General features: G+C 60.1%; 15 protein-coding genes. 12 read left to right on the top strand and 3 right to left on the bottom strand.

From position 1 onward, the window contains the following. Positions 1–1,628: GGDEF/EAL domain-containing response regulator (locus RIFP1SYM_RS13525; RefSeq protein ID WP_050798773.1), on the top strand; the 1,628-nt coding region annotated here is incomplete at its 5' end. Positions 1,629–1,634: 6 nt separating this feature from the next. On the opposite strand, the gene RIFP1SYM_RS13520 is transcribed toward RIFP1SYM_RS13525, so the two are convergent. The 3 genes from RIFP1SYM_RS13520 to RIFP1SYM_RS16585 are packed head-to-tail and all read right to left on the bottom strand — an operon-like array spanning position 1,635 to position 4,996. Beyond that, positions 1,635–2,465 (bottom strand): HDOD domain-containing protein, encoded by an 831-nt coding sequence (locus RIFP1SYM_RS13520; RefSeq protein ID WP_005965696.1) that lies wholly within the window; start codon positions 2,463–2,465, stop codon positions 1,635–1,637. Continuing rightward, on the bottom strand, positions 2,435–2,833 hold the full coding sequence (locus tag RIFP1SYM_RS16590) for a response regulator (RefSeq protein WP_050798772.1): 399 nt from the start codon (positions 2,831–2,833) through the stop codon (positions 2,435–2,437). Before RIFP1SYM_RS16590 ends, RIFP1SYM_RS13520 begins: the two co-directional genes overlap by 31 nt. 18 nt (positions 2,834–2,851) lie before the next feature. After that, the gene (locus tag RIFP1SYM_RS16585) at positions 2,852–4,996 is read right to left on the bottom strand and encodes an ATP-binding protein (RefSeq protein WP_005965693.1); all 2,145 of its coding nucleotides are present in this window, start codon (positions 4,994–4,996) and stop codon (positions 2,852–2,854) included. A gap of 331 nt (positions 4,997–5,327) precedes the next feature. Between RIFP1SYM_RS16585 and RIFP1SYM_RS13510 the strand changes: the two genes are divergently transcribed. From RIFP1SYM_RS13510 to RIFP1SYM_RS13465, 11 genes are all read left to right on the top strand, one after another. Next, positions 5,328–6,308 (top strand): GGDEF domain-containing protein, encoded by a 981-nt coding sequence (locus RIFP1SYM_RS13510; RefSeq protein WP_006474313.1) that lies wholly within the window; start codon positions 5,328–5,330, stop codon positions 6,306–6,308. A 96-nt stretch (positions 6,309–6,404) separates the two neighbouring features. Further along, positions 6,405–7,310 (top strand): hypothetical protein, encoded by a 906-nt coding sequence (locus RIFP1SYM_RS13505; RefSeq protein ID WP_005965689.1) that lies wholly within the window; start codon positions 6,405–6,407, stop codon positions 7,308–7,310. Then, positions 7,270–7,530, top strand: a complete 261-nt coding sequence (locus tag RIFP1SYM_RS13500) for a hypothetical protein (protein WP_039960528.1) — start codon at positions 7,270–7,272, stop codon at positions 7,528–7,530. The genes RIFP1SYM_RS13505 and RIFP1SYM_RS13500 overlap by 41 nt, the downstream gene beginning before the upstream one ends. Continuing rightward, a complete protein-coding gene (locus RIFP1SYM_RS13495; RefSeq protein WP_005965685.1) occupies positions 7,530–8,114 on the top strand; it encodes a peptidyl-prolyl cis-trans isomerase in 585 nt (194 codons plus the stop codon). The genes RIFP1SYM_RS13500 and RIFP1SYM_RS13495 overlap by 1 nt, the downstream gene beginning before the upstream one ends. A 30-nt stretch (positions 8,115–8,144) precedes the next feature. After that, positions 8,145–8,705, top strand: a complete 561-nt coding sequence (locus RIFP1SYM_RS13490; protein ID WP_005965683.1) for a hypothetical protein — start codon at positions 8,145–8,147, stop codon at positions 8,703–8,705. Beyond that, positions 8,675–9,019 carry a hypothetical protein gene (locus RIFP1SYM_RS17555; RefSeq protein WP_005965682.1) on the top strand — a complete coding sequence of 115 codons (345 nt, stop codon included), beginning with the start codon at positions 8,675–8,677 and terminating at the stop codon, positions 9,017–9,019. The genes RIFP1SYM_RS13490 and RIFP1SYM_RS17555 overlap by 31 nt, the downstream gene beginning before the upstream one ends. Then, positions 8,953–9,909 (top strand): OmpA family protein, encoded by a 957-nt coding sequence (locus RIFP1SYM_RS13485; protein ID WP_039960526.1) that lies wholly within the window; start codon positions 8,953–8,955, stop codon positions 9,907–9,909. Before RIFP1SYM_RS17555 ends, RIFP1SYM_RS13485 begins: the two co-directional genes overlap by 67 nt. Positions 9,910–9,919: 10 nt before the next feature. Next, a complete protein-coding gene (locus tag RIFP1SYM_RS13480; protein WP_005965678.1) occupies positions 9,920–10,387 on the top strand; it encodes a hypothetical protein in 468 nt (155 codons plus the stop codon). A 35-nt stretch (positions 10,388–10,422) separates the two neighbouring features. Next, entirely contained in the window at positions 10,423–11,199 is a 777-nt protein-coding gene (locus RIFP1SYM_RS13475; RefSeq protein ID WP_005965676.1) for a hypothetical protein, read from the top strand. A gap of 46 nt (positions 11,200–11,245) precedes the next feature. Beyond that, positions 11,246–11,809: a hypothetical protein gene (locus tag RIFP1SYM_RS13470; protein ID WP_005965674.1), complete on the top strand. Its 564-nt coding sequence runs from the start codon at positions 11,246–11,248 to the stop codon at positions 11,807–11,809. 3 nt (positions 11,810–11,812) lie between these two features. After that, positions 11,813–11,994, top strand: a 182-nt coding sequence (locus RIFP1SYM_RS13465; RefSeq protein ID WP_039960524.1) for a hypothetical protein, incomplete at its 3' end; no start/stop codon positions are given.

The following is an 11,994-nucleotide window of genomic DNA, read 5'->3' as shown; positions in this document are numbered from 1 at the left end:
AGAGCGCCAAACGCGCCCTTGAACTGATCCGCCAGGGGAAGCAGTTTGCGGTCATCCTGACCGATATGCGCATGCCGGAGATGGACGGCATCGAACTGCTGAAAAGGGTGCAACAATTAAGCCCGGAGACGGTACGTCTAATGCTGACCGGAAATATCGACCAGCAGACTGCGGTCGATGCGCTCAACCAGGGACGGGTGGTGCAGTTCCTCACCAAGCCCTGTCATTCCGACACGATTGCGGCGGCCTTCGATGAAGGGTTGAAGATCCACACCCAACAGCACAAACGCAAGACGCACCAACAGCAGCAGATTGCGGAGATTGAGAAGCTCAACAACAAACTTGCCTATCAGACCCATTTCGACCCGCTCACCGGGCTGGCGAATCGTCAGTCATTTCACCATTCACTCGATTCGGCGCTGCAGTCGGCTCGCCAGGAGCAACGCCAACACACCTTGGGATTCCTTGACCTGGACCACTTCCATCTAATCAACGACAACTGCGGCTTCGCCGCCGGCGACCAACTGCTGCGCCATATCGGGCAGATCCTCGCCGCCTACTTTCACAACGGCGATCAGGTGTCGCGTCTTTCTGGCAACAGCTTTGGATTTCTCCTTATCGACAGCCCATTCAGCGAGGCGGAAGCACGCGCCCATGAGCTGCACGACCTCTTCACCCGCCAGCCATTCCGTTGCGAGGGCAGACAGTTCAACATCGCACTCTGCATCGGCTTGATCCCGGTTAACCAGGCGAGCGAGTCTGCCTCCAGGCTACTGGCCATGGCAGAGACCGCCTGCCATGTCGCCAAAGATTCAGGACGCAACCGGATCCATGTCAGCAGCCCACAGGACAGCGAACTGACCAGTCGGCTCAACGATGCAGAGTGGGTCAGCCGGATCGAGCAGGCACTGCACGGGGAGCAGTTTCTGCTCTACCAGCAGACCATAGTGCCCAGCATGACGCGAACCGATCAGACATCCCATTTCGAGGTGTTGCTGAGGATGAAGGGAGAGGATAGCCAGATAATCCCGCCCGACAGTTTTCTCAACGTTGCCGAGAGCTTCAACCTCTCACCGCAGATCGACCGCTGGGTGATAGAACACTGCTTCCACTGGCTGGCAGCCCACCCAGATATCCTGCAACGGTTAGGCCACTGTGCGATCAACCTCTCCGGGCTCTCGATCGGCGACAATGGACTGTTCGACTTCATTCAGGCCTGCGCCCGGGAGAGCGCGATTCCAGCGGAGAAGATCTGCTTCGAAGTCACAGAAACCGCCGCCATCGCACAATTCCAACTAGCCAGCGAATGGATCGAGGCGCTGCGGGAGATCGGTTTTCGCTTCTCACTCGACGACTTCGGCACTGGCCTCTCCTCTTTCGCCTATCTGAAGAACCTTCCGGTGGATTTTCTCAAGATCGACGGCAGCTTCGTGCGCAACCTGCATCAAGATCTGGTCGACCGGGCGATGGTCCAATCAATCAACGAGATTGGCCACACCATGGGCAAACAGACCATCGCAGAACGGGTGGAGAATGAGGCGATCGCACAAATCCTGAGAGGGATTGGTGTGGACTATCTGCAGGGCTACCTCTTTGCCAAACCTGCGCCCATCGAGCAACTCGCCTGAAGCAGATCAGGGATCGGCCTCATCCAGCAGTGTTGCCCAGCTCTCCAGCCGCTCCTCCTTGCCCACCGCCGCAAGGTACTCCAGGTCGATAGCATTCGCTAACGACTTCACCTGACTGGCCTGATTGACCAGCCCGCTGGCCACATGCACCAGGCTCAACACACCGAACACTACCTCCCGCTGCTGCCCCGGGTGATTGTGGAAAGCCACCGCCTCCACCACCGATTCTGGCAGACCCCACAGACCGAACAGATAGGCACCCACGGCCCCATGACTGGTGCCAAATGCTGCCTGCTCAATAGCATCGGCCTGATCCGGTTCGGCGGCGACAGCATCAAGCATCTGCTGATACTCAGCCGGGAGATTCACTGCCAGGATCAGCTTGCCAATATCATGCAGCAGCCCGGCCAGCAGGCAATCCTGCGCCATCTGCTTAGCGACGCCTTCCGCCTCAGCCATCTGCCGCGCCAACCCTCCAACCCGTGAGCAGTGCCGCCAAAGCGCCTCGATGGAAAAACCCTTTACCGGGAAGCGAATATCATCGTATTGGCTGAAGATGCCGATCGAGAGCACCAGCGACTTGAGGATATCGAGCCCCAGCAGCGAAGCCGCGTCATGGGGGCTGGAGACATGCCGCCCCAGGCCAAAAAAGGCGGAGTTCACCAGCTGCAGGGTCTTGGCGGTCATCGCCGGGTCTTGTTCGATCAGATCTCCCACCTGACGCACAGAGACATTCGGATCAGCTAACAGCTGCATCATCTCCATATAGAGCGCCGGCATGCTCGGCAGCGACTGCATGCCAGAGATCAGCGACTTGATCTTTTCACTGCCCAGCAACTCACGCAGGAGAAAGCCCGGGCCAATACCCGCTTCAAGACATCGACCTCACAGGGTTTGTTGAGATACTGATGCGCCGGCCCCACCGAACGCATGATGGTCTCCTGATCAGAGTGACCGGAAAGCACGATCCGCACCGTATCCGGATGTTTTTCCGCCAGCCGGTTGAGCAGCTCACCACCGTCCATGCCCGGCATCCGCATATCGGTGACCACCGCATCAAAATGGGTCTGATCGATCAGCTCCAGGGCATCCCTGGCACCGTCACAGAAAGCCATCTGCCACTCTGCTCGCTGCGTGCGCAGGCTACGTCTAAGCCCGGCCAAGACATTGGGTTCGTCATCCACAAACAGGATATGTTTTTTCATCCCCACCTCAATCAAGAGCTAACTGGCATCTGAACTCAGCGGCAGACGCACGATAAAAGTTGTGCCCTCGCCAGCACGCGTTTCAAAGTTCAACTCACCAGCATGGTTATCGACGATAATGCGGTGACTCAGCGAAAGCCCTTGGCCGGTGCCGTGGCCCACCTCCTTGGTGGTAAAAAAGGGCTCGAAGACATGCGCCTGGGCCGCTTCGGGGATACCGGTGCCAGAATCACTGATGCGCACCACCGCCCAGTCACCTTCCGCCCGCGAGGTGATCCGGATCACCCCCTTTTCGGTACTCGATTCACCCAGCTTCTCGGTGATCGCATGGGCCGCGTTGACGATGATATTCAGGATCACCTCGTTGAAGGGGCCGGGGAAACAGAGCACTTCGGGCATCCCGGGGTCGAGGTCCATCTCCAGTTCAGCATGATATTTCCACACGTTGCGGGTAACGATGGCGGTGCTTTCGATCGCCTTGTTGATATCGGTGAGACTCTTCTCCTCCGCCCCCGGATGGGAGAACTCCTTCATCGCCCGCACGATCTTGGCAACCCGATCGATGCCCTCCAGGGACTGCGAAATCGCGGCGGGGATCTCCTCATGAAGATAGTCGAGATCAACCTCTTCAATACGTTCTTCAAGCTGCGCCACGCTGACTGGCTCAACCTTGCCTTTGCCCGCTTCATCCAACAACTTACGGCTATCGCTGATGACTTCAGCCAGATCGTTAAAGGAGTCCTGCAGAAAACGCACATTATCCCCCACATACTGGATCGGGGTGTTGATCTCATGGGCGATACCCGCCGCCAGCTGACCGATCGACTGCAGCTTCTGTACCTGCTGCACCTCACTGTCGAGCTGCTTCTGCTCGGTCACATCATCGGCGATCAACAGATAACCGGCCTGCGCACCGGCGGCATCGATAAACGGGGTTGCTGAAACCGAAAGCAGGCGATTGCCCCCCCGGGGGGTTTGGTAACGCACGTCAAAGCGCCGGGTCTGCTTGTGGTCACTCTGGCAGATGAGGATATTGCGCGTCACCTCCGCCCAGTCCCAGGGGATACGGCTCTTGACGATCGGCAGCCCCACGGACTCCTGTGCAGAGAGACCAAAAGCCGCCTCTGCAGCCTGATTCCAGTGGGTGATCTGATCATGGTTATCGACCCCGATCAGGATCGAATTGATGGAGGCCAGCAGGCGACTATTCTGCTCATGAGCCTGGACCAGCTGCTGCTGGGTTCTGATCCGTTCGATGATACCTGCCAAGGTATCGGCCACGCCGTTGAGAAACTCCTCCTCCTCTTTGCTGCGGCGATGACCATGATCCAGATAGAGCACGATTACGCCCAGCAGGCGCTGCTTCGACATGATCGGCACATTGTAGTGACCGTGGGGCTGCATTCCATCAAAACCGATCGTATGGCGCTCATCAACACAGCTGGCAAACAGCAGCTTGCGCTGTTCAGCCGCCATCCCGCAGAGACAATGACCATACTCCACCTCCTGACAGAGCGACTGGATCTTTGGATTGAGTTGGTCCTGTGCCACAAGTCGCAGCTGGCGGGCCGACTCGTCAGCCAGAAAGATCCCGCCACGATGCTGGATCTCTGCAAACGGAGCCGAAAGGATAATCTGCAGCGCCTGCTCCAGCATCGGCTCCAACGGCAGCGCTTTCTGCGACAAGCGCAACAGGGCGTTCAGCACATGGTGGGTGCGGCTGCGCTGGTGCAGGGCTCGATAGGTATGGGAGCGAAGGATTGCATAGTTCACGATCCGGCTGAAGATCTGGCTGGTCATCACCCCCATGTAGAGGCAGTCATCCGCTCCGCCCCGCACCCATTCAAGCGCCAGAGAATCATCTGCATATTTACTCATGGCGATGATCGGCGCATAGGAGAAGGCACCACGCAACTCAGTTATGGCCTGCGGAGAGGGTAGATCGGCGACGCCAATATCGAGCATGATGATGTCGAAATGGACATCACGGATCCGTTTCAGTGCATCCGAGACCGACTCCACGCTCTCACAGACAACCGAGAGATCCGTTTGCATCTGTTGCAACAAGACGGTCACTTCAGCAACGCTATCAGGATCATCATCGACCACCAGCACACGTAGACGTGCGGCATCAACATCCCGTTTATCTGCACTCTCTGCCATGTTTCTCTCTACACTGTAGTCCCGCGGGTAGATACCAATTAGCCCGGCTCGTGAGCTGTCACCCGATCAAAGCATCACTCACCTATCAACTATCGACCTCTATCGACTTCCCTTTAAATCCGCCCAGCTTTGCAGGTACCCTGCCTGCCCATTCCACATTGTGTGGCCGATCACCCTTGCACGACCGCCGCTGGCCGCGCATCCCCATTTCTGATATTAGGGGTAGAACAAACCAGCCCACAGGGAAGTCAAAACGGCGCAAGCAAAGCCCACCTCAGGAGACCGGGCCAACGATGAAACGATCTCCGAAAAACCGGAGGAGCGATTGCAGATGGAGAACAACGCACCACCAGCCCGGCTGCCGCCCAGCCTTCGCAGCTTGTTACTGTTGCTACTGAGCCTGGTGGCACTGCCTGCTGCAGCAACCCTGCTCCCGCCCGGCAGCACCAGCGGACAACCCAACAACCACCGCGCCGACCAGTTCCCCAGCGCTGCAGACCCATCCCAGCAACTGGCCGACAGCAACTGGCCCCAGCTCACGCGCATCATCCTACAGGGGCTCGATTCGATTACACCGGAAGAGACCCACGCCCTCTACCGTCGCGCCATTGATCTGCAACATGCCCAGTGGTGGCCCGAACAGCAGTTTTTCCTGCGCGCCGTTGCGTTGCTTGGCATCCTGTTTACGTTGACAACCCTGCTCGCCAATCGCCGCCTGCAACACCGCCTGGCCACCCAGACCAATACGCTCAACCAGCAACTTTCAGAGCGAAACCAGCTCGAGCATAAACTCCGTCAGCTCAACACCACAGACATCCTCACCGGCATCCTGAACCGTCACTGCACCCTGGAGATCCTGCGCAAGGAGCTTGGCCGCCACCACCGATATCGCTCCCCGCTCTGCGTTGCCCTGTTTGATATCGATCACCTCAACCGGGTCAACGGCAGTTTTGGACACACCGCCGGCGATAGCGTCCTGAAACAGCTGGCGGGCATATTCACCAGAGAGTTGCGGGAGCTGGACACCTTTGGCCAGATCGGTGGCGAAGAGTTTCTCGCCATCCTGCCGCAGACAAAAATACCTCAGGCAGAACGAGCGGCAGAGCGCATCCGTCGCGCCGTGGAACAGATGCAGATGCGGATCGACACCGGCCAGCGGCTGCGATTGACCGTCAGCGTCGGAATCGCCAGCGCCGATCCAGCTATCCGTCAGATTGAAGAACTGCTACAGCAGAGCGCACTCGCCATGGCTGCCGCCAAGCAACGCGGACGCAACCAAGTCGCCATCTTCGAGCCCGTCCTGGCAAACTGAGGTCAAAAAAACCCACTCGAAAATCGGGCTTGAAGTTCCCAATCTTTGGCCTAGAGTTCCCAATTAGGCGATTTTCAATCCCAACTGGGGCCAAAGATGGCTGAGATGACTCAAGGGACGCTTCACCCCGGTGAAGCCCGTCACTACCGCATCCTGATCAAGTCGGTCGGTTCGGCACCACCAGCCACCGCCGCCGCACTCGCCAAGGGCCTCGGTCTACCCACCGCCGCCGTCATCTCGCGCCTCTACCGTGCTCCCGCCATACTGGTCGACCAGATCGATAAGCCGACTGCCCAGCAGATGCTCGCACTGCTCAGCGAGATCGGCTACGACGCCGAGCTGCAGCCCACCAGCAGCGCCGCACCAGACCTCGCCCCGCTCTACGATGTCGCGATCTACATCACAGAGGCCCGGCAACTTCCCCATGCGGTAACCACCCTGGCCAACTTCGGTGGCCTCTCTGAGGCAGATGCCAGCAACATGATCATGTCACCACCTGGGGTGGTGCTCGGTTCCGTCAGTGAAGCCACGGTACGCGCCTTTGCCGAACAGATGGGGGATGGCGTTGCAATCGTCTCATCCCAACCTAAGACAGCCCACTACCACCTGTTCCTGGCCGATGGCCCATCACTGGTGCGCACACGCATCATCGAAGCGATCACAGAGGCGGGCATCCCGACCATAGACGACAGCGGGCTGATCGCCACCGATCTCGACCACACCACCGCCCAGACGCTCTGGCAGCGTTATCAGGCCAGCGGCCTGCTGCGCATCGTCAACCGTGACTTCCTGCGTTTCGACCTGGTACTGCAGGAGTCGCAGGGCAGTGATGATCCCACTCCGCAACAGCTCGCAGCCCTCGAGCAGCTGGCCGGTGTCCCGGAGAATTGGCCGAAGCGGTGTTTCGCTCACCGCCGATCACCCTGCTGGAGGCGATCCCCCATGCCGAGATCGCGAACGCATGGCCGCATTCGACGCGGTGGGACTGTCGCTGCACGCTGAACTGATCACCTTCCAGAACCTCGGGCTGCAGGTACTCTCCCTCTCCGACCAGGCTGTACTACAACGAACTCTGGAAGGGTTTGGCCTCCACCAGCCGGGCAGCAACCTGCCCCGGCCACCGTTTCAGATCCCCGGCGTGATGCCGGAGCTACAGGCTCGCATCCTGCGCGCAGCACTGGAAGACGCTGGCGCGCAGATCGCCTTCGCTGAGGCTGCCTGATGAACACCCCCAGCGCCCATCAACTGCACCTGTCGATAGCCGAGGCTGGCAAGCTGCTGGCACTAAAGGGCAACCACACCGAGGCCCTACAGCACTATCGCGAGGCGCTGCGCCTGGCGGTATCCGCCAAGGCACCGGAGGTCTTCTTCCGCCACTACACCCAGTGTGTATTGGAGAGCCTGGAGCTGACCGATGCCTATGACGAGATCATCCGCTTCTGCCAGGATGCAGATGCCCACTATGCCAAACTTGGCCTGCACAGCAGTCTGCACCGCCGCGACCACGGCGCGGTGCTGGAGCGGCTCGGCCTGGTCTATCTAAAAAGCGGCAATCCGCAGGCCGGGCGCGAGGCGCTACAAAAGGCCTGCGAGCACGCCGGCGCCGGCGTGCTGCCACTCAGCGAAGAGTTGCTCGGCTGGCTCAGGCGCGGTTTCAGCATCGACAAGGCGCGCCTCCTGCGCAGCCAGCAGCGCCACCACTATTTCGTGGTGCGTCCTGATCAGGTCGATGGCAGACGTGCAACCCCTCTCTCATCCACCCCACAGAGTGCAGTCCCTGACCCCGCAAAGGCCCTGACCGGGTGACCCATCGCCCGTTTTGCAAAGGAGAAGACCATGGCTGACTACGATGGATTGACACCCGGGCAGGTATTGGCCGATGCCAGTGTCGCCGAGTTTATCAAGAGCCTCGGGCTCGGTATCGCCGAGGCACAGAAGGCACTAGACGAAAACTCGGTCGATCAGATCGCCGAGTTCATCGAGCCACGCGAAGGGCTGGGCGGTAAAACCCTACTCGACCTAGGACTCTCACCAGCCTTCTACCACTACCAACACGCAGACATCACCTGTTCGCTGCAATTGAGCCTGCGGGTCGAAAAAAACCTGAGCCTGGGTCTGAATCTGAGCGGATCGCTCAACGACACCACGACGAGTTCTGGCAGCAGCAGCGAAAGCGAGAGCAGCAGTGAAAGCGGCTCCAGCAGCCGCACCGAAACACGCCAGGCCAATGTAGAGATCACCTCGGCCTCCAGCGGCGTACTCACCGTCGGTGGGCAGAACTTCCCACTGACCGGAACCTCACCCCGGGAACGCGTCCGCAACCTGCAGAATGCCCTCACCAGCAGCGACAGCGCCGGGATCGCCGGGTGCTCTATCAGCTTGAGCCATCCCCCCTGACCATCACCACTGATGCTGCGGCAGATAAGGTGCAGGTCACCGCGAATACCGTAGCCTTCCTCTCCGGTGGCTTCGACAGCGGCATCCTGCGGATCGGCACCGATGCTGACACCGTCTACACCCTCGACGACTCGCCTGCAACCAGCGCCACTAGCACCGCTCAGGGTTCACTGGCCAGCTACGCGGCGCATGTAAAGACCCAGATCGAGGCGCAAGGATACGACACGGACTGTACGCACCAGACGCAGTGCTCTTCCGCACCTTCTTCGAGACCGGACAGCATGACGTACCCGACGCCCAACTGCTCGGCCTGATGCGCATGGCGCTCGCCATGAAACAGATGAACTTCCAGATCACCATCGAAGGCTTTGCAGACCGCCAACGCTACGCCAACCGCGCCCGCTCGGACACGCTGAACCGCCAACTCGGTGATAATCGTGCTCGGGAGGTGCGGGATATTCTGCTGGCCAATGGTGCACCGCCAGCTCTGATCACCCTCACCCCCTCCCGCGGCGATACTGCCGCCGCCGAGGCGGGCGACACAGTCGGGCAGAACAACCAGGCGTTCCGCAAGGTCGAGATCAAGACCCCCGGCCGCACTCACCACTGGCTGTTCGTCTATGCTCGCAGTGGCGGCCCCAACCTCAACACCGTCGAGCCCAACAAGGTTGGCGACAATAGTGCTGATAACGGCTTCATCTACCTTTACAAGCCGAGCCCGCTCGCCCTCACCGGCAACAAAGTGACCATCGATGGCACCGACTTCCCGCTGCGCGACAGTGCCGTCAGCGGGCATGCCACCGGCAGCCCGGAAGCCTACGCCAAGAATCTGGCCGACGACATCAACGCCAGCGCCAGCGCCGGCCTGAAGGGCTCGGCGGCCGGCAACGTGGTGACGGTCAGTAAGGATGGAGACAAGTTCCGCCTGACCCTGGTGACCGCCACGACGCGGCAGATCAGCCTGACGGGAAGCAGCGGGGTGACGGTGACCGAGCAGTTCTCCCGCTCCCGCAGCTCCAACCTGACCCGGCAGCACAGTGGCAATCGCACCGTTGCAGTGGGAGCCTCGCTCGACGTGCGTTACTCACGGCAGTTCGAGATGAACGTCACCGGCAACTCCTCTATCTCCGCCCGGCTGGTCTCGATCCCGGCGCCGCCGCAGTTTCTAGAGACGATCCAGGACTTCCTGAAACAGCAGGATTAAGGGGGCGATCATGGCAGAGACTCCTCCGGTCACCCGCGCGCTGGCCAGCGCACCACTGCCCCAGATCATCGAAAAACTGGGGCTGGCCATCGCCCAGGCACAGTACGCCCTCGACACCAACTCGGTGGAAGTCGCCAAGCTCATGTCCAAGACCGAGGTGGAGATCGGCGACAATAGCTACAATTTGCTCAGTCTTGGCTTTCAGCCCAGCTTCTACGCCTTCACCGAGGCGACAGTGGAGGCGAAGCTGAGTTTCACCATGACCGAAACCACCGAGACTTCAGTGAAGGTCGGTGTGACAGCCGGAGTAAGCTACGGGGTCTTCATGGCTGCCGCCTCCATCGACGTCGCCTATGCGCGCAAGTTCTCCGTTTCCACCGAGGGCGCCAGCTCGATCGCCGCTCGGCTGGTCTCACTGCCGCCCCCCGACATCTTCAACCAGCTTCTCAAACGCCAGTATGAGCAACCAATCACCTGAGATCCGCATGGCTCCATAGAGAAAGGAGAATTGACATGGCATCGATAGGACAGGAACTGCTAAACGTCCCGATGGGCGACATGATCCGTCAGATGGCCTTCGCCATCGCCGAGGGGCAGTACCAGCTCGACGAGAACTCCATCAACGTGGCGGAGATGATGGGCGGCCTAACCACCGTCTACGATGAGGAGGGCAATGTCTCCTTCGACGACAGCCGGGTCTTCTTTGGCTACGAATACATGACCATGAAAGAGGCCCGCGCCTTTGCCGCCGTCGATGATGCCCTGACCGGCACCATGGGTGCCGACGTGATCAAGCTGAACGAGATCCTCGACAAGATCGACAAGGATGTGGAGGGCAACCCGGTCACCGATGATAGCGAGATCCGCGTCCCCACCCGCCTGTCGATGCTCGAGCTGGGCTTCGCACCGGTCTTCTACCAGTTCGTCGACACCATCATCGAGGTAAAGATCGCGATCAAGATCACCCGCACCCGCGAATACAGCCGGACCCGCAGCAACATGCAGACTGAACGCACCGGCTCCCACCGCCGCAAGCGCAGCTTCTGGGGCACCAGTCGCTCCTCATCAAACCGCACCCAGGTCTCCACCTCCCAGGTCGATGCCACCTACGCCTCGAAATACTCCTACACCGCCGAGGGGGCCAGCCTACTGCGCACCAAGCTCAGCCCGGTGCCGCCTCCACCAATGCTGGAGGAGCGCATCCGCGGCCTGATGGATAACGAAGAGGCACGCCGCCAGGCCAGCCTGGAGAAGAAACGCACGGAACTGGGGCTCGACACACCCAGCTGATCGACAACTGAATCTGCTGGACCTCACAAACAACGGAGAGTGATAGATGAGCGTCGGAACAGACCTTTTGAATGCACCCTTCCCGGAGATGGTCAAGACCCTCGGCGTCGGCATCGCCGAGGCACAGTATGAGCTTGATTTGGTATCGATGAAGATCGCGCGAATGATGGCTGGGTATCAGCCAGACGAGGAGCCCGAGGATGGCAGTGCGCCTGCCCCCTCGGCCAGCGGGCCAGAGCGCACGCTGCTGGTTCCACTCGGCGACGGCAACCAGTACAGCCTGCTGGAGCTTGGCTTCACCCCCAACTTCTACCAGTTTGTCGACACCATGATCGAGCTGAAGATGTCAATCTCCATGTCACGAGAGACCAACATCTCCCGCTCGTCCACCACGGTGAACGCCAGTGTAAAAGGTAAGGTGGGGTTCTTCTCCGCCTCGGCGAAGATGCGCGTCTCCACCGTCAGCGCAAGCTATGCATCGAAATACCAGTATTCGGCCGAAGGCAGCTCGCTGATGCGCACCAAACTGGTGCCGGTGCCGGCGCCAGCGCTCCTCGAGGAGCGCATCCGCGCCATGATCGCAGCCAGTTCACCCGCCCCTGGAGGCTGACCGATGCCCGGACGCACCTGGCGGGATCTGCAGCACAATCCCGCGCCCGGCCCCAGCGACCAGTCGATCCCGGTCGGCGACAGAGCAAGTGGCACAGCACGAGCCGTGCAACAGTCACCGCGGCTGGCCGCCCTGCTGCAACAACGCAAAGCCCTGGAGAGCCGCTTGCACACCCTCACCTCCGG

The sequence above is a fragment of the endosymbiont of Riftia pachyptila (vent Ph05) genome (genome assembly GCF_000224455.1).
Taxonomy (GTDB): domain Bacteria; phylum Pseudomonadota; class Gammaproteobacteria; order Chromatiales; family Chromatiaceae; genus Endoriftia; species Endoriftia persephonae.
The sequence above is the reverse complement of the archived record's forward strand: the minus strand, read 5'-3'. Positions and strand labels throughout refer to the sequence as shown.